Source organism: Croceimicrobium sp., from assembly GCF_965228705.1.
Lineage (GTDB): Bacteria > Bacteroidota > Bacteroidia > Flavobacteriales > Schleiferiaceae > Croceimicrobium.
Window position 1 is genome coordinate 998,020 of the sequence record NZ_OZ245832.1, and the last position, 25,009, is coordinate 1,023,028.

General features: G+C 42.7%; 21 protein-coding genes and 2 pseudogenes. 13 read left to right on the top strand and 10 right to left on the bottom strand.

Annotated features, from left to right (window positions below; all coding sequences use genetic code 11):
- The first annotated feature begins 4 nt into the window (after window positions 1–4).
- Window positions 5–2,101: a copper-translocating P-type ATPase gene (locus tag ACO05P_RS04420; RefSeq protein ID WP_421753639.1), complete on the top strand. Its 2,097-nt coding sequence runs from the start codon at window positions 5–7 to the stop codon at window positions 2,099–2,101.
- A 145-nt stretch (window positions 2,102–2,246) separates the two neighbouring features.
- Here the strand turns inward: ACO05P_RS04420 and ACO05P_RS04425 are convergent, their stop codons facing one another.
- The 3 genes from ACO05P_RS04425 to ACO05P_RS04435 all read right to left on the bottom strand — a co-directional run bounded on the left by ACO05P_RS04425 (window position 2,247) and on the right by ACO05P_RS04435 (window position 3,728).
- Window positions 2,247–2,537 carry a HipA domain-containing protein gene (locus ACO05P_RS04425; protein ID WP_421753640.1) on the bottom strand — a complete coding sequence of 97 codons (291 nt, stop codon included), beginning with the start codon at window positions 2,535–2,537 and terminating at the stop codon, window positions 2,247–2,249.
- Entirely contained in the window at window positions 2,534–3,337 is an 804-nt protein-coding gene (locus ACO05P_RS04430; protein ID WP_421753641.1) for a type II toxin-antitoxin system HipA family toxin, read from the bottom strand. The genes ACO05P_RS04425 and ACO05P_RS04430 overlap by 4 nt, the downstream gene beginning before the upstream one ends.
- Before the next feature lie 67 nt (window positions 3,338–3,404).
- Entirely contained in the window at window positions 3,405–3,728 is a 324-nt protein-coding gene (locus ACO05P_RS04435) for a helix-turn-helix domain-containing protein (RefSeq protein ID WP_421753643.1), read from the bottom strand.
- A 445-nt stretch (window positions 3,729–4,173) separates the two neighbouring features.
- Here ACO05P_RS04435 and ACO05P_RS04440 point away from each other — a divergent pair, with 445 nt between their 5' ends.
- From ACO05P_RS04440 to ACO05P_RS04480, 9 genes and pseudogenes are all read left to right on the top strand, one after another.
- Window positions 4,174–4,941, top strand: coding sequence for a helix-turn-helix domain-containing protein (locus ACO05P_RS04440; RefSeq protein ID WP_421753644.1), 768 nt, complete (start codon window positions 4,174–4,176; stop codon window positions 4,939–4,941).
- Between the two features lie 112 nt (window positions 4,942–5,053).
- Complete coding sequence (locus tag ACO05P_RS04445) at window positions 5,054–5,779, top strand: CPBP family intramembrane glutamic endopeptidase (protein ID WP_421753646.1); 726 nt, start codon at window positions 5,054–5,056, stop codon at window positions 5,777–5,779.
- A gap of 52 nt (window positions 5,780–5,831) precedes the next feature.
- Entirely contained in the window at window positions 5,832–6,518 is a 687-nt protein-coding gene (locus tag ACO05P_RS04450; protein ID WP_421753647.1) for a DUF4386 domain-containing protein, read from the top strand.
- Window positions 6,519–6,614: 96 nt separating this feature from the next.
- Window positions 6,615–6,824 carry a heavy-metal-associated domain-containing protein gene (locus tag ACO05P_RS04455; RefSeq protein ID WP_421753648.1) on the top strand — a complete coding sequence of 70 codons (210 nt, stop codon included), beginning with the start codon at window positions 6,615–6,617 and terminating at the stop codon, window positions 6,822–6,824.
- A gap of 74 nt (window positions 6,825–6,898) precedes the next feature.
- Window positions 6,899–7,318, top strand: a complete 420-nt coding sequence (locus ACO05P_RS04460) for an HYC_CC_PP family protein (protein ID WP_421753650.1) — start codon at window positions 6,899–6,901, stop codon at window positions 7,316–7,318.
- 91 nt (window positions 7,319–7,409) lie between these two features.
- Window positions 7,410–11,233, top strand: a pseudogene (locus ACO05P_RS04465) (efflux RND transporter permease subunit).
- On the top strand, window positions 11,230–12,453 hold the full coding sequence (locus ACO05P_RS04470; RefSeq protein ID WP_421753651.1) for a TolC family protein: 1,224 nt from the start codon (window positions 11,230–11,232) through the stop codon (window positions 12,451–12,453). Before ACO05P_RS04465 ends, ACO05P_RS04470 begins: the two are co-directional and overlap by 4 nt.
- A 1-nt stretch (window position 12,454) precedes the next feature.
- Entirely contained in the window at window positions 12,455–14,482 is a 2,028-nt protein-coding gene (locus ACO05P_RS04475; RefSeq protein WP_421753652.1) for a copper-translocating P-type ATPase, read from the top strand.
- A 1-nt stretch (window position 14,483) separates the two neighbouring features.
- Window positions 14,484–16,262 (top strand): efflux RND transporter periplasmic adaptor subunit, encoded by a 1,779-nt coding sequence (locus tag ACO05P_RS04480; RefSeq protein ID WP_421753653.1) that lies wholly within the window; start codon window positions 14,484–14,486, stop codon window positions 16,260–16,262.
- 83 nt (window positions 16,263–16,345) lie between these two features.
- Here the strand turns inward: ACO05P_RS04480 and ACO05P_RS04485 are convergent, their stop codons facing one another.
- The 4 genes and pseudogenes from ACO05P_RS04485 to ACO05P_RS04500 form a co-directional block, all read right to left on the bottom strand.
- Window positions 16,346–16,741, bottom strand: a complete 396-nt coding sequence (locus ACO05P_RS04485; protein WP_421753655.1) for a DUF2255 family protein — start codon at window positions 16,739–16,741, stop codon at window positions 16,346–16,348.
- A gap of 1 nt (window position 16,742) precedes the next feature.
- Window positions 16,743–17,141 carry a (R)-mandelonitrile lyase gene (locus tag ACO05P_RS04490; protein ID WP_421753656.1) on the bottom strand — a complete coding sequence of 133 codons (399 nt, stop codon included), beginning with the start codon at window positions 17,139–17,141 and terminating at the stop codon, window positions 16,743–16,745.
- A gap of 15 nt (window positions 17,142–17,156) precedes the next feature.
- Window positions 17,157–18,011: pseudogene (locus ACO05P_RS04495) on the bottom strand (aldo/keto reductase).
- A gap of 359 nt (window positions 18,012–18,370) precedes the next feature.
- Complete coding sequence (locus ACO05P_RS04500; protein WP_421753658.1) at window positions 18,371–19,240, bottom strand: helix-turn-helix domain-containing protein; 870 nt, start codon at window positions 19,238–19,240, stop codon at window positions 18,371–18,373.
- A 163-nt stretch (window positions 19,241–19,403) separates the two neighbouring features.
- Between ACO05P_RS04500 and ACO05P_RS04505 the strand changes: the two genes are divergently transcribed.
- Together ACO05P_RS04505 and ACO05P_RS04510 are read left to right on the top strand one after the other, a co-directional pair.
- Entirely contained in the window at window positions 19,404–20,447 is a 1,044-nt protein-coding gene (locus ACO05P_RS04505; RefSeq protein WP_421753659.1) for an MBL fold metallo-hydrolase, read from the top strand.
- 116 nt (window positions 20,448–20,563) lie between these two features.
- The gene (locus ACO05P_RS04510) at window positions 20,564–21,754 is read left to right on the top strand and encodes a glycosyltransferase (protein WP_421753661.1); all 1,191 of its coding nucleotides are present in this window, start codon (window positions 20,564–20,566) and stop codon (window positions 21,752–21,754) included.
- 59 nt (window positions 21,755–21,813) lie between these two features.
- Here ACO05P_RS04510 and ACO05P_RS04515 read toward each other — a convergent pair whose 3' ends face one another.
- Both ACO05P_RS04515 and ACO05P_RS04520 read right to left on the bottom strand, forming a co-directional pair.
- On the bottom strand, window positions 21,814–22,149 hold the full coding sequence (locus tag ACO05P_RS04515; protein ID WP_421753663.1) for an RNA recognition motif domain-containing protein: 336 nt from the start codon (window positions 22,147–22,149) through the stop codon (window positions 21,814–21,816).
- Between the two features lie 362 nt (window positions 22,150–22,511).
- A complete protein-coding gene (locus ACO05P_RS04520; protein WP_421753664.1) occupies window positions 22,512–23,435 on the bottom strand; it encodes a hypothetical protein in 924 nt (307 codons plus the stop codon).
- Window positions 23,436–23,667: 232 nt separating this feature from the next.
- On the opposite strand from ACO05P_RS04520, the gene ACO05P_RS04525 reads away from it, so the two are divergent.
- Window positions 23,668–24,153: a DUF4399 domain-containing protein gene (locus ACO05P_RS04525; RefSeq protein WP_421753666.1), complete on the top strand. Its 486-nt coding sequence runs from the start codon at window positions 23,668–23,670 to the stop codon at window positions 24,151–24,153.
- Window positions 24,154–24,223: 70 nt separating this feature from the next.
- On the opposite strand, the gene ACO05P_RS04530 is transcribed toward ACO05P_RS04525, so the two are convergent.
- Entirely contained in the window at window positions 24,224–24,982 is a 759-nt protein-coding gene (locus ACO05P_RS04530) for a hypothetical protein (protein ID WP_421753668.1), read from the bottom strand.
- Window positions 24,983–25,009 lie beyond the last annotated feature (27 nt).

Here is a 25,009-nt window from a genome sequence, read left to right on the forward strand (position 1 = left end):
TATCATGGAAAATCACGAACATCATAATCACGATAAAATGGCCCATTCAAAAATGGACCACAAAAAAGAAGATCATTCTGGAAGGGGGCACGGGGGTGCGGGCCATTCGGGACATAATCCGGGACACGGTGAAATGGGCCACGACCATCACAAGATGATGATTGAAGATTTTAAAAAGCGCTTTTGGGTTTCTCTGGCCTTGTCCATTCCCATTCTGGTTTTTTCACCTATGATACAAGGTTTTTTAGGCTATCAATGGTTGTTGCCGGGTAATGCCTATATCATATTTGGGCTTTCCAGTATTGTATATTTTTGGGGTGGTTGGCCATTTTTAAAAGGCTTTTACACTGAGCTGAAAGCCAAAGGCCCTGGTATGATGACCTTGATCGCTATGGCCATCAGTGTGGCGTATTTCTACAGTTCGGCTACAGTTTTTGGCTTGGATGGCGAAGATTTCTTTTGGGAATTAGCCACTCTGATAGTGATAATGCTTTTGGGGCATTGGCTAGAAATGAAGTCGGTGCTTGGTGCTTCCAAAGCTTTGCAACTGCTGGTGAGCATGATGCCGGCTGAGGCTCATAGAGTAAAGGGTGACAATGTGGAAGATGTAAAGCTGGAAGAGCTGGAGAAGGGTGATATTATCCTCATAAAACCGGGCGAAAAAGTACCTGCGGATGCTGTTATTGTAGAGGGTGAAAGCTACCTGAATGAGTCTATGCTCACCGGGGAATCTAAACCGGTAAAGAAAGGAAAGGAGCAAAAAGTAATTGGGGGATCCATTAACGGCAATGGCTCGCTAAAGGCCAAAGTGGAGCACACCGGGAAAGACAGTTACCTGAATAAGGTAATCAAAATGGTGGAGGAAGCACAGAAGACCAAGTCTAAAATGCAGAACCTTTCTGACCGGGCGGCCAAATGGCTCACCTACATTGCGCTGGCAGTTGGTTTTGGCACTCTGGCCACCTGGATAGTCCTTGGATTCCCGTTTGTTTATGCGTTGGAGAGAATGGTAACCGTCATGGTTATTGCCTGTCCACATGCCCTTGGACTGGCCATCCCCCTGGTAGTCGCCATCTCTACGGCTATATCGGCCCAGAATGGATTGCTTATTCGCAACCGCACCGCCTTTGAAGAATCAAGGAAAATCTCGGCTCTGGTTTTCGATAAAACCGGAACCCTTACTAAAGGTGATTTTGGGGTAACCCGCATTGAATCTGTGGACAGTGAATATTCCAAAGATGAAATTCTGCGCCTTTCCAGCGCATTGGAGCAAAGTTCGGAGCATCCCATTGCGGTGGGTGTCATCAAAAAAGCCAGGGAGGTCAAAGTAAAAATCCCCTCACCAGAAAATTTCAATGCCATTACCGGCAAGGGAGTGGAAGCCAAGGTGGAAGGCAAGGACGTGAAAGTGGTCAGTCCTGGCTACTTAAAAGATAAGAATATCGAAATACCTGAAGGGGCTTACAGCAGTGCTGCCGAAACGGTAGTGTTCATTCTCATTGATGAAAACTTGTCCGGCTATATCGCCTTGGCCGATGCCATCCGGCCCGAAAGTGCAGAGGCCATTAAAACATTCAAAGACAATAATATTAAAGTAATGATGGCCACAGGTGACAATGAAACCGTGGCCAAGGCTGTATCGGAAGAACTGGGACTGGACGGGTACTATTCTGAGGTGCTGCCCCATCAAAAAGTGGACATCGTAAAGGAACTGCAAAGCAAGGGTGAGTTTGTGGCAATGACAGGCGATGGCGTAAACGATGCGCCTGCCCTGGCACAGGCCAACGTTGGGATTGCCGTAGGTTCAGGCACCGATGTGGCTGCCGAAACCGCAGACATTATCCTGGTGAACAGCAACCCACAGGACATTGCTCACCTTATTTTGTTTGGAAAAGCTACCTATAACAAAATGATACAAAACCTGGTGTGGGCTACCGGTTACAATGCCTTTGCCATTCCGCTGGCTGCGGGTGTGCTGTATTCTACGGGTTTCGTCTTAGGGCCGGCAGTGGGTGCAGTCTTTATGAGTTTGAGTACCATTATTGTAGCCATTAATGCGCAGTTGTTGAAGGCTAAAATGAAAAAATCCAAAGAAGCTTGAATTTTAACATAAACCTTTTCATTACTCCCGCCATAGCCCTTGGTCTTGTACTGTGGGGCTACCTTTATTTTAGTAAATAACGCCAATCATCGGTAATACCTCATTTTTTTGCAACACCCCTCCAGTGTTTAACCGCATTGGTTACTTATTCCATAATTTTGTGAGCACGCTCCTCATCCAATCTAAAGAATTTGGCTACCTCTATTGCCAAATCAAAATCCAAGGCGTTATCGTTATCTGAAATATTCAAACTAAGTCCTGCTCCTGTCTCCACAGGGTTGATATCATAAGCTGGAGACAGTACCCAACCTCCAGGTTTTAAAATGAAACCATGATTGCGTAAATGATCATCTGTGTTTGACACACAAATACTAAAAACAACTCTTCGCCAAAGCTCTTCCAAATCAGCTTCTACATTTCCTCCGGAGGTAGTCAAAAATCAACGATGTCAAGATAACTTGCTCCTTCTTGTCCATCAACAAAACCAAGCATGGTCATAGCCGAGGCAAAATGAACTCTTTGTCCGTCCGATGCACGATCGAAACGTTTGGTTAAAAAGGTGTGGTACTTGCTCGAAAACTGTTGTGCCTTACATTCTGCCATATTTACTCCGGCAGCTTTCGCCAACTCATAGGTTACCATTTCCCAGGCTCCAACATTAAATTGATCATTGCCACTTGGGAACTTTGCAATCCATAAATGTCCTTGTTCATCCACTATACTAGCTTTTGGTCGTGCACCACCCAATGAACTACCTGGAGCCACTAACATACCCAACCATTTAAGATAATCGGGGTCATCCATCACATTCTCATCTTTCAACCTTAAACTGATTTGTTCCAATTCCCGAATAGATACCCAAGGTGGAGATGCCATTTCTTTATTATTATCTAAAAATGGTCCGTCAGGAGATAACTTAAAACGAAGTCCTCCCATTCGATGCCCTTCATAAACCCCTAATAAGTAGTCCGTTTCAAAAAGATTGACTTCTCTCCTTTGCTCCTTTCTAGCCAGGGCCGCTTCCCGTCTGCGCATCAAAACTCTACCCCATCGATCAGGTGAAGAATCCAGGAAAGCACCAAAGTTTGCTTTATCATCATTCAGAAAGTGTAATCCTGAGTATAAGGCCAAATCAGGATCCAAGACCTGGGAAAAGTTTTCCTGCAACCATTCCTGTTTATATTCAAATGAAAAAACCTCCTTACCGCGTAACAGCTCAGAGTGAAGCACTCCCATGAGCCTTGGGCCGTTTACTTCTTTCCAATCGGCAAAAACGTAAATATCTCTTCGAGAGCTTTTTTACTCATGATGGCTTAGTTCTTTTAGGTGCACGCTTACCCGTTTCCAAGTTTGCGTCTTGTAATTTTCTGCCCAGCTCATCATCCTTGGCTACAAGTAAAAAATCCTTCTCCAGGCCGAGCACTTTTAATACATTCAAGTACTGACCAACCCCTACACCAGGGTGGCCCTGCTCGATCTTTACTAAAGTAGTCCGTCCCATCCCGGCACGCTCCGCTACTTGGATGGTGCTCAGTTTTCTTCTGAGACGCGCCAATCGTATGTTCTCACCAAGTTCTTCTAATATGCGCTGAATCCTTGGTAATAAAGTCGGGGTCTTGTTTGCCATAATGTTTTATTAATGATACAAATCTACCCTTTTTTGATTCTTTAAATATACATTAACAATCAACCGGCTTTCCACTCCCCTTCAATGCAGGATGGCTTTCAAAGGAAAAACTCTAAATATTGTATATCGCGATATGCAATATGCCTGTTAGCTACTTAGCCCCCAACTATAATAAGTAGGGTTTAAAAAATGAGATTTACAACCCTTACTTCAGCTATCCCCACACAGAACCTAAGCCCTCCTCCCCGATCCAAAATCGACCACCAAAACGAAGCGTTGACAAAAAAGAATTATCTTCGTTTTACTGTTCTTTGGTGTTGCCTATTTGTTGCGCACTTTTAGACGCAAAATTGTAGACTACAAGCGTGTTGAGGCCTCATAAAAACCCACTATGAGGTGTATTGGGAAGTAATTCCCTTGCCTCCATCCCGAAATATTAGGTCACATGCACTACTCCATCATCCCTCCCAGCTCCGAACTCCAGTCTCTGGTGAGTCATTATTGGATGGGTACCTGGGATTGCAATCAGGCACCGGTGCAGGATTTATACTATGCCATTGGTAGTAGTACCACGGACATCGTTTTTGGATTTAAACAGGTCGGGGCTCGTATGGACTTACTCTTTTCTCGAATTCAAGGACATACCACCTCTTATAGTCAACATAAGGTACCGGCCTATCACCAGCTTTTAGGTGTATCACTTCCCTCCTATGCTATACCAATGTTTTTTGGGCCATCAGCCAAGGAATTGAGTGAAGAATGCCTATCCCTCAACAGCTTTTTAGGTAGGCGAGGAAATCAGTTGGAAGCGCAAATCGCCGCTGCTCGCAGTTCCTCCGAGCGTATTGCAGTTTTAAATCAGTTCTTTAGCTCTTTTCTGGCAAAGTCCAATACGGTGGATAAACTCATGTTCCAGGCCATTCAAATCCTGAAAAAACAGAATGGTGCTGTCAAAGTCCAGGATTTAGCCCAAAATACCTTCCTCTCCGAAAAGCAGTTTAAAAGGCGTTTCCAGGACTATTCCGGATTTAATCCTAAATCCTATGCGCGAATTCTACGCTTTGAATCCGCCCTAAAAAAGCATCCTTCCAGCACCAAGCTTACCGATTTAGCCCTGCAATGCGGTTATTTTGATCAGGCCCATTTTATTCGTGACTTCAAAGCCTTTAGTGGATTCAGTCCGAAGGAATTTTGGAAGCTCAGTGAGGACTAAATTCAAAATGTCCCTTTTGTGCAATTTTGGTATTTTTAGCCTCCACATTTTTGTCTCCTGGATTAGCGGCATAAATACATGCTAATTTCAATCGACAAAAACACTTCAATTTATGGAAGACATTCAGGGTAAACAACCGAAAAACAGTCGTTTAAAGATAGTATTGGTCTTTATTTCAAGTTTGATACTTGGCTATTTACTATTTATTCTCCCGGATCTCTTTTTCGGAATTAGCAAGATTAATGGCGGCAAAAAAGGTATCAACCTCCTTTTCATTGCCCTGTTTCAATTCTTTAGCATTCTTGGGCTTTTGAGTCTTTCCCTGAAAATATTAGGAAAGGATTTTAAATCAATCGGATTAAATGCTCGAAAGCTAAATAAGGATATTCTACTGGGGCTTGGTTTCGGATTAGCCTGGACTCTCCTTCAATTTCTTTTAATCATCCCCTTAACCGGAGGAGCCAATAGAGCGGATATCCAGGCTTTAGTGGAAATGTACGACGGTAGTTTAGTCGGATTACTTTCATTTATTGCCCTTGGAGCTATCGGAGGTGGTATTACTGAAGAACTATTTAATCGCGGTTTTTTCATTTCCGTTCTTAAGGATGCATTTAAAGATCCGAAAACAGGGCTGTGGATCTCTGCAAGTCTATCGGTGCTCATCTTTGCCTTGGGGCATATGCCAGCCAGCGCTTTAGACTGGTTGGATATCCTAATCCCCACTACAATTTATACCCTTCTTTATATCAAGACCCAGCGATTAACCGCATCCATTTTGGCGCATGCCTCTTACAATTCGATGGCGATTATCCTCACCTATTATATCTACGCCACTTAATATCTGGGACTTTAGCTTCGTCGAGCTTTTTAAATCCACCTAAATTTTTACTATGTCTGGTACTTCTTTTACAAGGCCGCTCCGCTTTGTGGGAGGACTTATCCTATTGACCTTTGTCACTGGTTTATTTAGCGTTGCTCCGGCAATCGATTCCCCTAATTATCTCCTGGAAGCACGCGAAAACTTTGATCAAAGCATCTTTGCAGCCCTCAACCAATTTTTGCTAGCCTTAGTATATCTGGCTATAGCATTGGTCTTATACCCGCTCTTAGCCTCTTTCAATAAGGCTTTAACTATCAGCTTTCTAAGCTTAAGAATTGTGGCTACAACGCTAATGATTATGGGCACCCTTCAACTCCTTTCCATCTTAAGTTTAAGTCAGAACCTTGCACAAACTAATCCCATGGAATTGGAAACCCTAAGCATTTTGGGGACTATCTTGAAAACCAATCGTGATAATCTAAATCATGTTTTTATGGTCATGGTGCTAGCCACCAGTAATCTTCTTCTTTATTATCTGCTCCATGTTTCCAAGTGTATTCCCATATGGTTATCCATCTCGGGATTTCTGGCGAGCGTACTTTCTATACTAGCCAGTATCTTACTACTGTTTCAAGTTTATGATGTAATTAGCAGTGCTTACCTTATACTTAATGCACCAACCGCACTAGTAGAGTTGACCCTGGCAATAGGACTACTATTTGCAATCTTTTCTAAATCTGCAATAGCAAAGGGTTAAGAACCTCTTTCATCAAAACCCTATAAATCCCCAACAAAATACCATAAGCCTCCTGGTCATGCTCCGCCTTACATTTGCGCTGTAAATAGAAATCACATGCAAAGTCTCAAGTTTAAAAGCAATATAAAGTGTAATGGTTGCATCGCTAAGGTAAGTCCTGAATTAGATGCACTGGAAGGAGTGAAAAACTGGTCAGTAGACCTCGAAGACCCTAAGCGTATTGTAAGTCTTGATATTGAGGATATCGATGTACAGACTATTAAAGATCGGGTATCTAAGGTGGGCTATAGCCTTGAAGAACTCTAAGCTCTAAAAGCTAATTAGGTGATCCTATGCGCTATATAGGTATAGGACACCTTAATTTTTTAAATTTGTAATTCATGCGAGCCGCGCTTTCCATATTTCTGGCTGCACTTACCTTGGTTTCCAATGTGAGTCTGTCCCTCAATACGCACTACTGTGGCGGCATTGAGATGGAAACCGCTTTTAACTTCGGTCCTAATATTCCTGATTGTGGTATGGCTGAAATGCTCAAGGATTGTGAGCAAGAGCCTCGAAACAAGCCCGGATTAAATTCGAAACCCTGCTGCGAGAATCAACATCAAAGTCTCCAACTCGATCAACAAAATGAAGTTCAAAAGGTGCAACAAGATTGGAGCCCCAACCATTTATTGGCCTGCTTGTATGTAATCTTTAAACCATTAGTTTCCTTTGAAGATTTAGAGTCGAACCTGGCATTGTATGTGCCTCCTCTACCTCGGCTGGAAATAAATACTCTCTTTCAGGTTTTCCGCATTTAGAAGCCTTCAACTGAATTTCTGTAGTTCTACTACAGTGGATTGGTCGTACTGACCAATGGACTTTCTCTTGTATCCATTAAATCAGTTGAAAATGCTTAATTCCATTATTAAATATTTCCTCAATACTAAGCTGCTAAGTTATATCCTGCTGCTGGCCTTACTAATATGGGGAATATCAACCGCTCCCTTTAAATGGGAGCTCGGAGCTCTACCCTCCGATCCAGTGCCGGTAGATGCTATTCCGGATATCGGTGAAAACCAACAAATCGTTTTTAGCAAATGGCCCGGAAGGTCACCGCAGGATATCGAGGATCAAATATCTTATCCGCTCACCACATATCTATTGGGCATTCCCGGCGTTAAGTCTGTTCGCAGCTCATCGATCTTTGGTTTTTCCAATATCTATATCATCTTTTCAGATGAGGTCGAATTTTACTGGTCTCGCTCTCGAATTCTAGAAAAACTCAATTCTTTGCCCGCCGACCTTTTACCGGACGGCGTGCAACCGGCCTTAGGTCCGGATGCCACTGCTCTGGGACAAGTATTTTGGTATACTCTGGAAGGTCGAGACAGTGCCGGAAATACCACTGGAGGCTGGGACCTGCATGAGATTCGCAGTGTTCAGGATTACTACCTTAAATACAGCCTTAGTTCGGCAGAAGGCGTTTCTGAAATCGCTTCCATCGGCGGATTTGTAAAAGAATATCAGGTAGATGTAAATCCCGAAGCCCTGCGAGCCTACAATATCCCGCTGCATAGGGTGATGCGTGCCGTACAGGAATCCAACCGAGATGTAGGAGCCAAAACCCTGGAAATCAACCAAGCAGAATACCTGGTGCGCGGTCTGGGCTATATTGAAAAGGTTGAGGATTTGGAAGAAGCCGTGGTGGCTGTTCAAAACAATGTACCTATCCACATAAAGGACATCGCCCAGGTTAGTTTGGGACCAGCTGGAAGACGAGGGCTTCTCGATAAAGATGGAGCCGAAGTAGTGGGCGCAGTTGCAGTGGCTCGCTTTGGAGCTAATCCCCTCCAAGTTATTCAGAACCTCAAAAGCAAAATCAAAGAAATTGCGCCAGGACTGCCTAAAAAAACCTTGGCCGATGGTCGTGAAAGTCAACTAACTATTGTGCCATTTTACGATCGCTCCGAATTGATTTACGAAACTTTGGGTACCCTTGAAGAAGCCTTGGGTTTAGAGCTGCTCATCACTCTTTTAGTGGTTATTGTTATGGTTTACAACCTAAGGGCTTCTCTCTTAATTTCCAGTCTTTTACCCATTGCAGTGCTCATGGTTTTTATTGCCATGAAGTTTTTTGATATCAGTGCCAATATAGTGGCCCTTTCAGGTATTGCGATTGCTATTGGCACCATGGTCGATTTGGGAATCATCCTTTCGGAAAACATTTTGAAGCACCTGGATGAAGCTCCGGCCGACCAAAGTTTAAAGGACAGCATCTATAAGGGAGCTTCAGAAGTATCCAGCGCCATCCTCACCGCAGTTTTAACCACCATTGTAAGCTTTATCCCTGTATTTACCATGCAAGCGGCTGAAGGTAAACTCTTTAGTCCCTTAGCTTATACCAAGACCTTTGCCCTCATTGCCGCATTATTGGTTTCCTTACTCATATTGCCTACTCTGGCGCAGCTTTTTCTTGGATTCAGAATTCGCAATAAATATTTAAAAGCCAGTCTTTTTGCGGCTTTAAGCCTGATGGGACTAATTCAACTGTTCTTGGCCCCTAGTTGGATTCCGGTTCTACTTATGCTTTTTGGACTATTCGGATTAATCCGATTTTACTTAGAAGTAAAGAAGAAACGCATCCCATCATTCTGGGCCTACCTCATAGCTAAGGCAGATATAGTCCTGGCGCTCATTACTGTAGTTGGCTTCTTAGCCAAATACTGGCTCCCCTTGGGCCCTGGTCATTCCTGGACGATTAACTTTCTTTTTGTAGCCTTACTCTTAAGCGCCATTTTGGGCACATTCTATCTATTGGAGACGAATTACAAGACGATTCTTAATTGGTGCTTAAATCACAAGGGTAGTTTTTTAATTATCCCTGCGCTGGCGCTGATTTTCGGAGCTAATATTTGGCTGGGCTTTCATCGGGTATTCAGCCCTATGAGCTTTGGTGCAGAAAAGCTTGGTCTTGATATTTCCGAAACCGCTGCCTGGAAAAAGATGGATAGCTGGTTTCCGGGTATCGAAAAGGAGTTTATGCCTCCATTGGATGAGGGAAGCTTTCTATTGATGCCCACCTCCATGCCGCATTCGGGAATTGCCTATAATCAGAAAATTGTAGGGCAATTAGATCAACTGCTAAGTACCATTCCAGAAGTTGAAATAGCAGTAGGCAAACTGGGGCGGGTAGAATCAGCCTTGGATCCTGCACCAATCTCTATGTTCGAGAACATCATCAATTACAAGCCGGAGTATATGCTGGATGAAGATGGTCATCGCCAAGCATTTAAGCTTGATGCAGATGGAAAATACTTCACCAAATCAGGCGAAAGCCTAAGCCGGAAGAAATTCGTGCCAGAAACTTAAATGCTAAGGATTTAGTTGCAGATCCCAATGGGGTCTATTTCCGCAATTGGCGGGATAGTATTCAAAGTCCGGATGACATTTGGGATGAAATTGTAAGCCTAAGCTCAATTCCGGGAATTACCTCGGCTCCCAAACTACAACCCATCCAAACTCGATTGGTGATGCTGCAAACCGGCATGCGTGCTCCTATGGGCATTAAAGTTTATGGCCCTGACTTACAGAGCATTCAAGACTTTGGTTTGAAGCTCGAATCTATCCTTAAGAAAGTTAGTTCGGTTAAAAAGGAAGCCGTATTCGCCGATCGCATAGTGGGTAAGCCCTATTTACAATTAAGAATTAATCGCAATGCCATTGCCCTCCATGGACTAAGTGTTCAGGCGGTTCAGCAAACTATTGAAACGGCAATTGGCGGTATCCAACTCAGCTCTACGGTAGAAGGCCGTGAACGCTATCCCATTCGCGTGCGCTATCCTCGTGAATTGCGCGATGATCCGGAAAGCCTTTCTAGAATCCTTATTCCCAGTGCAAGCGGTGCCCAAATTCCCCTGGGGCAATTGGTAGATTTCGAGTACCAAAAAGGACCACAAGCCATTAAAAGCGAAGAAAGCTTTTTGGTGGGCTATGTACTTTTCGATAAGGTTGATGGATATTCCGAAGTAAGTGTGGTAGAAGATGCCCGCAAAGCCATTGAAGGACAAATTGCAAGAGGTGAATTGCAGGTGCCCGCAGGGATCAGTTATAAATTCTCAGGTTCCTATGAAAATCAGGTTCGGGCCGAAAAGCGCCTCAGTCTCATTGTACCCCTGGTATTGGTAATTGTTTTTTTAATCCTCTATTTCCAGTTTCATTCAGTTTCCACATCACTCATGGTGTTTAGCGGTATTGCCATGGCTTTTAGTGGTGGCTTTATAATGATTTGGCTATACGGTCAAGGTTGGTTCGCCAATTTTGAGCTTTTTGAAGTCAATTTTAGGGATCTTTTCCAGATGCACAGCCTAAACCTCAGTGTAGCCGTTTGGGTAGGTTTTATCGCCCTCTTTGGGATTGCCACCGATGATGGTGTGTTAATCGCTACTTATCTCGACCAGAGTTTTAAGCGCAATAAGCCCAGCACCCAAATAGAAGTTCGCCAAGCAGTGCTGGAAGCCGGTCAGAGACGGATTAAACCGGCCTTAATGACGGTAAGTACCACTTTAATTGCGCTGCTGCCAGTTTTAAGTTCTACCGGGCGAGGATCGGATATAATGATCCCCATGGCTATTCCTTCTTTTGGTGGGATGGCCTTTGCCTTGATTAGCATCTTTATTGTCCCCGTGCTCTATGCCTATCGAGAAGAACGTAAAATCCAAAAAAGCCAGTCATGAAGAATTTAAGTATCATCCTATTCCTTTGTTTTAGCTGGACTGGCCATGCTCAAAGTTTAAAGGCCTATCAGCAAATAGCGGCAGAAAACAATCCTGGACTGCAAGCTCAATACAAGCAATTTGAGGCTTCACTGCAGAGGATTGTTCAAAGCAGCAGTTTACCTGATCCTCAACTAAGCATGGGGTATTTCCTGGTGCCTATTGAAACTCGAGTAGGTCCGCAACAGGCAAGGATTTCCCTAAGTCAAATGTTTCCCTGGTTTGGAACCTTAAAGGCTAAAGAGAAAGTGGCCAGCCTTCAGGCGGAAGCTGAATATCAAAAATTTCTGGAGTTCCGAAATCAATTGTATTATCAGGTTCAGGCTTCTTACTTCCCATTGTATGAGCAACAGAGAAGCTTATTGTTGGAAAAGGAAAATCAGCAATTGCTGCAAAGCTATAAAGCGCTCGCGACCTTGAAATTCCAAAACAATGAAGCCGCTTTGGTAGATGTTTTAAGGGTCGACATGCAACTCAAAAATTCTCAAACGCAAATTGAAATTTTGATAGCAGAGCAAAAAGCATTGGCCAGTCGGTTTAATCGACTTTTAAATCGGGCCGACAGCAGTTCAATTGAAATTCCGGATACTTTGATTTTTTCAACACTAAAACTCGATTACCGGCGGGATTCCCTTTTAGCAAATCAACCACGTCTTCGGGAATTAGAATTACATATTGAAGCCAGTGTAAGCGCTGTAAAAGTAGCGCGAAAGCAGGGCTTGCCCAATTTGGGTTTAGGGGTCGATTATATGTTCATTGGCACTTCCGACAATGCCATTAGCATGAGCGGGCAGGATGCTGTGATGCCCATGCTCAGTATTTCACTGCCTATTTTCAGAGCAAAATATCAAGCAGCTGAAACAGAAGCTCAATTGAAACAAGAGGCCTATCAATTGCAAAAAGAAGAATTGAGCAATCGCTTAAGTAGCTCTTATGAGCAAGCCTGGTTCAAGCTGCAAAAAGAAGCCGATTTAATGCGTTTATACCAGCAGCAAATCCAAATTTCTAAACAGAGCTTAGAATTACTTTATACGGCTTATAGTAATTCAGGAAAAGACTTTGAAGAACTATTGCGCATGCAGCAGCAAATTTTGGATTATCAAAAAAAGCTTAGCAGCGCTCAGGCAGCCTACGGTATTGCCCTGGCCGAATTGGATTATCTAACCGCAAAATCTTTTTAAAATGCATTCACATCAGCAACATAGCGATCATAAAGATCAAACAAAACCTACAAAACATGAGGGCCATAATGGTCATCATAATCATCACGCACATATGATTGAGGACTTCAAAAAGCGCTTTTGGATTTCCTTGATTCTCAGTCTGCCCATTTTGGTTTTAGCGCCCTTAATCCAATCTTGGCTTGGTTATACCTGGCAGTTTAAAGGCTCTAATTATGTGCAATTTGGCTTAGCTTCCCTCCTGTTCTTTTATGGTGGATGGCCCTTTCTAAAAGGCCTGGTGGATGAACTCAAAAAGAAATCACCAGGTATGATGACCCTTATAGCCCTGGCCATATCTGTAGCTTTTTTCTACAGCTCGGCAGTGGTTTTTGGTTTAAGTGGCAAATACTTCTTCTGGGAGTTGGCCAGCCTAATCGACATTATGCTTTTAGGGCATTGGATTGAAATGAAGTCAGTTATGGGCGCTTCTCGAGCTTTGGAAGAACTCGCACAAATGCTGCCCTCCACCGCCATTCGAATTACAGAATCCGGGGATCAAGAAGAAGTGGCATTGGAAAACCTGGAAATCGATGATATAATTCTCATTCGTCCGGGTGATAGTATTCCGGCCGATGGAATTATCGTGGAAGGCGAAAGTCATGTAAATGAATCCATGTTAACCGGCGAATCCAAACCGGTGAGCAAGAAGAAAAAAGATGAAGTAATTGGCGGCTCTATTAATGATAATGGGAGTTTGCGAGTGAAGGTGAAAAATACCGGTGAGAATTCCTACCTCTCCAAGGTGATTAGCATGGTAAGCAGGGCTCAGGAGACCAAATCCAAAACCCAGAATCTTGCGAATCGGGCAGCAGCCTGGCTCTTTTATGTGGCTCTATTGGCGGGATTTAGCACTCTTTTCAGCTGGTTGGCATTGGGTAAGGATTTTGAGTATGCACTAGAGCGGATGGTGACAGTAATGATTATTTCCTGCCCTCATGCTCTGGGATTAGCCATTCCATTAGTATCGGCAATTTCCACCGCTGCCTCTGCCCAAAATGGATTATTGATTCGCAATCGAACTGCTTTTGAAAATGCCCGAAAACTTAGTATCGTACTCTTTGATAAAACCGGCACTTTAACACGAGGAGAATTTGGCTTAACCCGATTTGAAAGCCTTACGGAAAACCTGAACAAAAAGGAGATGCTAGGTTTGGCGGCAAGTGTAGAAAGCCAATCTGAACACCCGATTGCCGCTGGAATTCTGCGTAAGGCCAAAGAGCTAGACCTAAAGCTTGATCAGGTTTCAAACTTCGAAAACCACAAAGGCAAAGGCATTTCCGCTCGAATCAAAAATCAGAAGCTTAAAATTCTAAGTCCGGCAGCGCTGGCAGAACTAAATATTCAGATTCCGAATCAAGTAGAACAAAGTGATGAAGAAACTCTGGTTTTTGTTTTGGCAGATGATCAAATAATTGGTTTCATCGCTTTGGCGGATGAGATCCGTGATGAATCCTATGCGGCCATTCGCGGTTTGAAAGATCAAGGTTTAAAAGTGATGATGGCCACAGGTGATAATCAAAAACTGGCTAAGGCCGTCAGTGAAAAACTGGGCTTGGATCAATTTTATGCCGAAGTACTACCCGAAGACAAACAAAGCATTGTAAAGGAACTTCAAGCTCGAAATGAAGTAGTAGCTATGACGGGTGATGGCGTAAATGATGCGCCGGCACTAGCCCAGGCCAATGTAGGTATTGCCATTGGATCAGGAACCGATGTTGCGGCAGAAACAGCAGATATTTTACTGGTAAACAGTAATCCTAAAGATATTTCGAAACTGATCCGTTTTGGCAAGGCTACCTATCGGAAAATGATGCAAAATCTGGTATGGGCTACGGCCTACAACCTTATTGCCCTTCCTCTAGCAGCCGGGGTACTGGTAAGCTTGGGCATCATTCTCAGTCCGGCTACCGGTGCCGTTTTGATGAGCCTCAGCACCGTAATTGTTGCCATCAATGCCCAATTATTAAAGAAACAAATACAAGATTAAGATGAAAACGTTCAATAAATCCAGCCTCCTTTATGGCGGCCTTGCCCTAATTCTAGGTATAATCCTAGGAGGCCTCTTTTTTGGTGATTCTGATGTTGATTTAGAAAGGCATGATCATTCCGAAAATGAGGAACAAACAACCGAATGGACCTGTTCCATGCATCCACAAATCCGTAAAAATGAGCCGGGTGACTGTCCTATTTGTGGTATGGACCTGATTCCTCTTCAGGAGTCGAGTACTGATTTGGATCCAGAAACTATCCATATGTCGCCAAGAGCTTTGGAATTAGCTCAGGTTCAAACTCAAAAAATTGGCCTAGGAAAGGTTTTTAAAACAATTCGACTTAATGGTAAGCTTCAAGCCGATGAGAGACGAATCTATACCCAGGCCTCTCATATTCCCGGTCGCATTGAAAAGTTAAATCTGAATTTTAAGGGAGAAGCCGTGCAAAAAGGACAGGTCATTGCTCATGTTTATTCCCCGGAACTTATCCAAGCACAGAAAGAACTTTTTGAGGCTCGTAAATTGGAAAAAACGCAACCTGAGCTATTTAAGGCAGCACAGGAAAAATTGACTAATTGGAAACTAAGTAAAGCTCAAATTCAGAAGATTTTAAAGGCCGATCAGCCCATTGAAGAATTCCCGATTTTAGCGAATGTTTCAGGCTTTGTTGATGCCAAAGAGGTTCAGTTAGGTGATTATGTGCAAAAAGGGCAAAGCTTATATCGCATTGCCAATTTATCTAATCTATGGTTGCTTTGGGATGTATACGAATCGGATTTAGTCTGGATAAAGGCGGGAGATTCCATCCAATATCAAATTGCCTCCTTGCCAGGTAAAGAATATCACGGGACCATCAGCTATATTGACCCGGTTATTGATCCAAAAACCAGAGTGGCCCAAGCCCGGGTAGAACAGAGTAACCCCCATAATCTTCTTAAACCGGAAATGTTTGCCAAAGGCTTGGTTAAGGCCAAAGATGCAAAATCAGACTCAGCCTTAATAGTTCCAAAAACAGCAGTGATGTGGACCGGAGAACGCTCAGTGGTTTATGTTATGTATAAATCAGATAATGGTCTAGACTTTAAAATGCGTGAGGTCTTGCTTGGCCCGGATTTAGGATCATCTTATGTCCTAATATCAGGTTTAGAGGCTGGTGAGGAAATTGCTGTGAACGGAACTTTTAGCATTGATGCCGCCGCGCAATTAGCAGGTAAGGCTAGTATGATGAACCCTGAGGGTGGTCAAGCCCATCAAGCTCATAATCATGGAACAATGGATATGCCGGAAATGAGTAGCAAAAGCCAAGAACCCCTAGATATCATGAACGAAGAATCCAGTACTCAAGCGATTGAAGAATTAATGTTGGGTTATTTTAAGTTGAAAGATGCCCTGGTAGCAGATAATTTGAAGCAAGCTCAAGAGGTCCTCAAAACCTTCTTAAAGGATCTTGAAGATGTGGATATGACCCAGTTTAAAGGAGCGGGGCATCAATTGTGGATGCAAGAATCAAGGAAAATGAAAGAAGGCCTAATGTCCATGGCCAATTCCAGAAACCTTGAAGAAATGAGAATACACTTTATAGAAGTTTCCAATTCGGCGGTGCAATTGGTCGAAAACTTTCCTCCTGTGCAAGGCTCATGGTACATTCAACATTGCCCAATGGCCGATGCCAATAATGGTGCCGATTGGTTAAGTAAGTCGAAAGAAATTCGCAACCCCTATTTTGGTGCATCTATGTTGACCTGCGGAGAAATAAGTAAAACCTTGAAAAACTAAATGAAAAAGGCTAAATCCCAGTGACTGTTCCCAGGGATTTAGCCTTTTTTCAATCCAAATTCATAAAGCTTAGGTAAGTAAGTCTACCTGGGCTCCAGCAAACTTTCAACTTTAACAGTAGCGGCCCTAGCACGCTCACTGATCATCGAACCTAAATAGGGACTATCCGCATATTTCTGGCGATAAGCCTGATCAATAGCATTTAAAATAGCGCCATCTACCTTTTCAAAAGCCACTAGGTATTCTTTACCAGCGGCTTTAATCTTACCGGCTTTTTGACTGATGGCAGATTGATACCAGCGAGATTTTATGCCATTGTAGGCTCGCACATAAAGACTATCATCTACCTGCACGACCCAAATCCAAGTTAAAGTGCCAAAAGTCTTACCGTCGGCACGATATGGAGCGATGTGGAAATCATCCTTGGCGGCAATTTCAGCTACTTGCTCTGCTGTTAATGCTCCTTGATTACTATCCATTTTAGGAGATATTATACTGTTCATCACTCACCTTCTCCATCCAGGTAACAGCGCTATCGTTTACCTCTTCTTGGATAGCGATATGACTCATGGCCTTATTAGCGCTGGCACCGTGCCAATGCTTTTCTTCAGGTTCAAACCACACCACATCTCCGGGGCGGATTTCTTCGAAAGGTCCTCCTTCGCGTTGCACCCAGCCCAAACCTGATACCGCGATTAAAGTTTGACCGGCCGGATGTGTATGCCAGGCAGTACGAGCACCGGCTTCGAAGGTCACCAAAGCACCGGAAGCATGCGTACTTTCCTGTTTTTGAAATAAGGGATCTAAACGAACCTGCCCACTAAACCAATCTTTTGGCCCTTTAAGAGAAGGGATTTCCCCATTTTTAACAATCTGCATAATCGAGTCCCTTTATTATTGATAAACTGGGAATACACTAGCCTCACCGTAATCTTCGATTTTCTCCATTTTGCGTAAGCTCACCAGATCTTCCGCTGAAATTTGGAAATCCAAATCCGCATTATTAGCCATATGCGCTGGATTCGCCGTCTTAGGTAAAGGCAATAGACCTAATTGTAAACAATAGCGAATGGCTAATTGAGGAATGCTCACTCCGTATTTTTTGGCCATTGCAGCTACTTCCTAATTTTTAAAGAGCTCTCCGTGACCAATGGGTGAATAAGCTTCTACCAAAATTCCTTGCTCTTTACAATAAGCAATCATATCCTCGGGAGTATTGCTGATATGGGCCAATACCTGATTTACCATAGGCTTAATTTCTGCGGAGCTTAAGATGTTTTCCAAATCCTCCTTCTGGAAATTGGAAACACCGATGGCTTTAACTTTTCCAGTTTTATAGGCAGCTTCCAAAGCTCTCCAGGCTTCACGATTTCCTTCGAAATAGCGGTCGGATCCTGAATATTCCGCCCAAGGTTTAGGACTGTGAATAATCATCAAATCGATGTATTCCAGGCCCATCTTCTCAAGGGTCTCATCAATGGAAGCACTGGCAGTCTCGAAAGTCTTATGCTCTGCTGCCACCTTACTGGTGATAAAGAGCTCCTCACGGGCAATACCGCTTTCTTTAATCCCCTTACCTACTCCGGCTTCATTTTGATAGGCCTGCGCGGTATCGATATGGCGGTAGCCTAATTTCACGGCTTCTTTTACTGCTTCTACCACATCATCATCACTGATGAACCAGGTACCTAATCCTAATTTAGGGATTGAGATACCATTACTCAACTTATAGCTTTCTTCTGCAATCATTTTCAATTGATTTTTAAATGTTTAATAAGTAGAGGCCTCAATTACATAGCGGTAGCGAGCCTCTTTGTTCACTACCTTATCCCAGGCCTCATTTATTTGATCACCTGAGCTGATTACAATTTCTGGCAGTACACCCTTATCCGCACTAGCTTCACACAGGCTACTTAAGGCACAGCATTAAACGGAGAGGGAATGGTGTAATAACTGTAATCCAGACTCTTGGAATGGACAGCCAGGAGACGATTAAAAAATATTGGGACTGGAAATATCTGCCATCCTATTCATTTGAATATATGAGGCAAATTTAGGGGGCTAAGCCGCCAGGAGGTTAATAAAATTCAAACCGAAAATTATAGAATTCAAACCCTCAGCGCTTTGGGGGTTAAGCCCGTCTGCTTTTTGAAGAAATTATTGAAATAGCTTGGGTATTCAAATCCCAAAGCATAGGCTACTTCGCTAATATTCCAGTTCGTATGCTGCAATAAAGCCCGGGCTTCACCTATGATACGCTCCGATATATGAGCCGAGGTAGGCTTTCCGGTTATCTCCTTTACTGCACGATTGAGATAATTTACGTGTACGGACAATTGTTCCGCATATTGCTGAGCCGTGGTAAGCAATAAAGGCTCATTTGGGCTTTCAATGGGGAATTGACGTTCTAATAATTCCAAAAAAACGGAAGTCAAACGAGAAGCCGCATTACCCTGCTGTATATAGTTCTCGGAAGGACTCATCTTTAAGGCCTCATGTAAAATCAGGTGGATGTAATTTCGGATCAGGTCATCCTTGAAAGAGTAGTCAGTTTGCTGTTCTTCAATGATTTTCTGAAAAATCCCATTTAAAAACTGCCTTTGACTTTCTTCGATCTTCAATACCGGAGTACCCCCCAATTTAAAGAGTGGAGACTGTAATAAGCTTTCGGAACGATCCGAAGCCTGGATAAACTCCTCCGAAAACAAACAGGTATAGCCTACATAATCGCGCGAAAGCGTTTCCCAGGAATAAGGAATATGAGGATTACCAAAGAATAGAATAGTCCCTTCATGTTCAAAACTACGGTCCGAATAATGAATACTACTCTTGCCGGTAGTCAGGCAAATTTTATAGAAGTCCTTGCGACTATACACGCGTGTAGCCCCACTATCCTCCTCTATTTGAAATGCCTTAAAACCCTTTAACTTCAAGTCGCGGTTAAAGTCGGATACCTGACGTTCCGTTTTCTGATTCATGCCGCAAAATTAAGAAATTCAAACATGCTTAGAAAACGGAGCTATCGATTCTCTATCGACACTTTCTTACGAATTATAAGAAGCATTACTTACCTTCGGATTATTCTTTACCCTTATTTAATTCAGAGACTCTTTCGAGTGCTCAAGTGGTAAACAAGATAAAATGAAATCAAAACAATTTGGCGGGAAGCTAAGCTCGGAATGGAAAGAGCGCTATGCTCAGTCCCCACAATGGCAAAATGGTAAATTCCAAAATAGTATTCCCACTCAAACCGGAGTCGACTGGCGAAAATTACCGGGCATGCTCTGCAAACAAATTAAAGGACATCCCCAAGCGATCCCTAAGGAAGCTCTTCCCTTATTTGACTTTGAGGCTTCGGAATTCCTCAAATCCAAAGAACATTTCGCCTATACCTGGTTTGGACATTCGGCATTAGCCTTGCGTATGGCCGGACTTAATATACTTATCGACCCCATGCTGGGGCAAGATGCCTCTCCCATTGGACCCGCTCGTACCAGGCGATTTTCTGAAAATAGTTTAGAACAAATAGCTCTGCTACCTGATCTTGATTTGGTATTAATCAGTCATGACCATTACGATCATTTGGATATGGAGAGTATCCAAAAGCTTGCGCCAAAGGTTAAGCATTTTGTGGTAGCCTTGGGCCTGAAGCGGCATTTAGTAGCCTGGGGCATTGATGAATCTCGAATTGATGAAATGGATTGGTGGAATCAAAAACAAATTGGACCTCTTGAACTACACTTTAGTCCCAGTCGACATTTCTCAGGAAGAGGATTAAGCTCTATGGCTCGTTGTCTTTGGGGCGGATGGGTATTAAAAAGTTCTGAACTTTCTATTTGGTTTAGTGGCGACGGCGGTTATGGTCCCCATTTCAAAGAGCTAGGACAAAGATTAGGACCCTTTGATTTGGCCTTTATGGAATGTGGACAGTACAGTGTAGACTGGCCTGATATTCATATGTTTCCAGAGGAAAGTGTACAAGCCGCGATTGATGCCGGAGTTAAAGAAGCAGTGCCGGTACATTGGGCCGGGTTCAATTTATCCTACCAACATGCCTGGTTTGAACCCATGGAAGATTTTATTAAACACGCTGAAAATAAAAAGCTTAATTGGCGAAGTCCGGCTCTGGGCCAAATACACAGCATTGGAGCCCCCAGCACAGAATGGTGGCATAAACATAAATAGAGCTACACCTTCAAAGCCCTGACTCTTAGTAAATCTGTTAATTTTCTTGGCGGATAGCCGAATAAATTTATCGGAGAAAACTTAGGTTTGTTAACACCCTCACAGCAATCTACCCCATGCAAGTAATTTGGTCGTATTTGGAACTTGTACTCCTCATTCTCATTGGGATTCAGGTTTTTTATAGTTTGATTTTTGCCTTAGTGGCACATTTGCCACGCAAGATTAAAAGACAGGATCAAAAGCAGTATAAAATCACCCTACTGATCCCCTCTTATAAAGAAGATGTAATTATCCTTCAAACCGCAAAACAGGCTTTGGAACTGGACTATCCCGCGGAATTAAAGCACGTGGTAGTGGGTTCGGATCAGATGCAACCCGAAACTGTTGAAAAACTCCGTGCCCTGGGTGCCGAAGTGGTAGTGATGAATTTTGAGCATTCCACAAAATCCAAAAACCTTTTGACGCAAATGCAGGCTCAAGAGGGAGATAAATGGCCCGATTACTTTTTAATTCTGGATGCAGATAATCGCATGGACAAAAATGGTTTACTGGAAACCAATGCCATAATCCGGGAAGATATTCCAGTGTATCAATTACATCGCACTGCTAAGAATGACAATACCAAACTGGCGGTTTTAGATGGAATTACAGAAGGTATTTCCAATACTATTTTTAGGGAAGGCCATCGCAAATTAGGCTTAAGCTCGGCCTTAATTGGCAGTGGAATGCTATTCGAGGCTGCTACTTTAAAGGAAACCCTGGAGAATATCAATAAGGATTCTGCTGTTGAGGATAAACTCTTTGAGTTCTATTTAAATGAACATCGCAAGACCATCGACTTCATACCTCATATCCCGGTTTATGATGAGAAGGTTTCACAGGGCAAGAATTTCAGCAATCAGCGTAAACGATGGATTGCCGGCCAGTTCCACGCTTTAAGAGTATTCTTCTTCCCAGGATTAATTGCCCTGTTCAAAGGGAATATTGGCTTTTTTGACAAGATGTTGCAAATGGCTCTGATTCCTAAATTACTCTTTGCCTTGCTCCTGTTTATTGCAGCAGCCTTGTCCTTTGTCTTCTCAAGCCCCCATCCCTATTGGTATATCTACTTAGGACTGTATGCCTTTACCTTGTTTATATGCATTCCTCGTTCCTATTTCAAATGGAAGAATCTGGGCATTTTTATAGAAATACCAAAAGCAGCCTTTTATATGCTATTGGCCATTACCCGAATTCGTAAGAATCAGAGTGTGAAGCAATTTGAGCACACCCAAAAGGAATTCATTGCTGAGGATCAGGAAAAGTAGGGCATAAAAAAATCCCGAAGTAAAACTTCGGGATCTAGACTGTCAATAAGATTCAAATCCTAGTAACGGTCGTTACGATCGTAGTTACGATCACGGTAACCACCGCCGCCGCCACGACCACCGCGGAAATTACCTCCACCTCTTGGACGCTCTTCCTGTGGGCGTGCTTCTTTAACCGCGATATCGCGGCCACGCAAGTTAGAACCGTTCAATGATTCGATGGCTTGACTACCTTCATCATCCGAAGGCATTTCAACAAATCCAAAACCTTTGGAACGACCGGTTTCGCGGTCAGTGATGATTTTAACTGATGATACTTCACCAAAAGCTTCGAAAGCGCTGCGGAGCTCATCTTCCTGAACGTTAAAGTCCAGACTTGCAACAAAAATGTTCATAAGAATAAAAAAATAAAAAATGACACAAATCCACTCGGATTTGCTGTCGCAAGATAGCTTAAGTTCAGTCAGCTTTTACGTTTTCTCCAAAACTTAACGTTTAGATAGTCTTATGAGTGAAAGCCGCTACTGCAAGCCTATTCCGGCTCCCAGGTCAATTTAGCCCCGAAATTGAAGGCCCAAAAAACTTTGCTATTCGACGAAAAAAAAGATTGGAAAGATAAATTTATCGGCCAATTAGAAAGAAAGTCTAAGGCCTTTTAGCATCAATACTAAGATTTATTAGTCCAATATTATAGTTTGAAATTAACTCACAAAAACAAAGCTAATTAGGGCCAAAGCAATAGGAAAGATTGTAGCTATTAACGTCTTTCGATACGAAGACTAAGGTTTTTCCAAGAAGCAGATTCAGGATTACTGTCGGGGTAGCTATACAAGTGGATGCTTTGCCGGCTTCCTTCCTGAGAATAATAGATTCTCTTGTTTTCCAGGATATTACCCTCAGCATTAAAGCTAAGCACTTGGCGCTCTACCACCTGATTATTATCCATATTTACCCATTGTACTTCTTTAGAATACAGGCCATCATCCTGGTATTGAAAGAAATGCTTCTCTTGCAGATTATTTCGAGTTTGCATTAAATCTGTAAGGATGAAAGCATAGACTTGTTGATCTTCATATTGATAAGTCACCAATCTACTTAAACTGCCTTGACTCCATTGCTCCTCTTTAATCAATTGGCCTTCCATTGAATAGCCGAAACGATATTCTCCAATTTCCTGACCATTTTCGAAATGCTTTACTTTAAGGAGGCGACTAAAATCAGGAGTATAGATAAACACCCATTCCAGGACCTTATCTCCCTGATTTTCATTAACTCGCAACAATAGTGAGTCATGCCATTCGTAATTCCGATATAGGCTCTCCCCTTCGCTTGAAACCCGATTCAGATTAAGCAATTGGTCTTGATCATTATAGAGCGCCAGTACTTCGGAGTTATTGTAATTATAACGCCGAATGGCCGCTGCTCCTTCCAATACAATACGATCTACGCCAATCCAGTTTCCCGAACTATCATAATGATCTTCTTGCAAAAGTCCTGATTCAATACTTCTACCACTGCAGCTGATGATTGTATCTTTGGCTGCATTAACCTGCAGTTGTAAATGCTGATCCCATTGCGGAGCCTGATACTCCAAATGACGCAGTAAATAAGGTAAGTTTTGAGCCCAAAGCAGAGGAGAACTCAAAAGCAAAATCAAGAATAAGGCTGTATTTTTCTTCATAGCGTTTCAAAAATAGCTAGAGTATAAGCCCTTATAAATCAAGCTTTATAATTCTATTAACAAAGAATTTTTAATAACTGTAAATAACCGTTTTCATTAATAAATGATTTGATATTCAGTTATTTACATTAGCATTTTCTGAAATTAGCTATCAAAAATTGTAAGAAAATTTAGCATGCCCATTATTTGTGCCCTGTAGAAATCGCCTCTATTTTTGAATAAAAGAACAAACATGAAGAAGATTTCAATGATGCTAGGAGTAGCATTAATTGCTGGAGCTTGTCAAAATCAAGCCAGCCAAGAAGAAAGCAGTTCACAGGAAAGCAATAGCAACACAAGCGAAGAAAGCAGCGAAAGTCCGTCTGGTCAACCAAAGGCTCCTGCCGATGCTAAAGTGTTTTTTGCCAATCTGGCTGATGGAGACACCCTGGAGAGTCCTTTCTTAGTTGAGTTTGGTGTTGAAGGTATGGAAGTAGAGCCCGCTGGTGAAGTACACGAAGGCAAAGGGCACCACCACATCATCATCAACAACCATTACATTGAATTTGGTGGCACCGTACCTAGTGATAGTGTGAACATCCATTATGGCGGTGGCCAAACCAGTGACAGCCTTGATTTAAACCCTGGTAAATACACTTTAACCATGCAGTTTGCGGATGGCTGGCACCGTTCCTACGGAAAGCAGCTTTCTAAAACAATTAAGGTAATGGTGAAGTAATTGCCAAGAACCCACAAAAAAAAGCAGCCCTTTCGAGGCTGCTTTTTTTATGCTTCTTAGAGAATAGTCCTTATTCTACTACAATTTTCTTAGCATTGATTTGCTTTCCGTCTACTTCCAAAACCGCTAACAAAATACCTTCTGGCATATCGTTTAAGCTGATCTCAGCACGCACTTCTTTTCCTTGAGTTTGGAAAGACTGGCTGTAAACTACACGACCAGTAAGATCGATAAAGCTCACTTTAGCCGAAGGGCTGCTCATATTGTAAACGTTTACATAGAAAGTAGATCCATCAGAGTAAGATCCATCTAATACTGCTAAAGAACCTTCGCTGAAGATTACGTTTTCAGCTAAACCTACTGTACCTCCGTTTGGATCGTACATGATAGATTGACAAGAAGTGTTATTAGTAGTATCACTCTCGTTTACATTGTTCCAGTTTGGACCAAAAGCAATTACACCACCGCAGAAATCTACGTTAGTGGCTGTACCATTATTAATACTCAAACCACCGAAGCTGATAGAACGACTTTCAGTATCATTGGTGTTCATGGTAGTTCCAGTAATCGAAAATGCGATAGGTACTTGCTGACCACCTTGTGAAGTATACAATAATGAACCATTTAATAATGGAAAGTATACTACAGTATCATTGGTAGTAACAGCCTGAGTTCCCACATTAGTAATGGTAACGTCAAAATCAAAAGCTACACCTGGACCTACAGTGCTACCAGCAGCAGGAGAAGTCATATTGATTCCCAAATCATTTTGAGCGGAAGCTGCTCCTAAAGTTAAGGCCAAAGCAAGAGTAAGTACTGTTTTTTTCATAGGAGAAATATTAAAATAGGGTTTAAG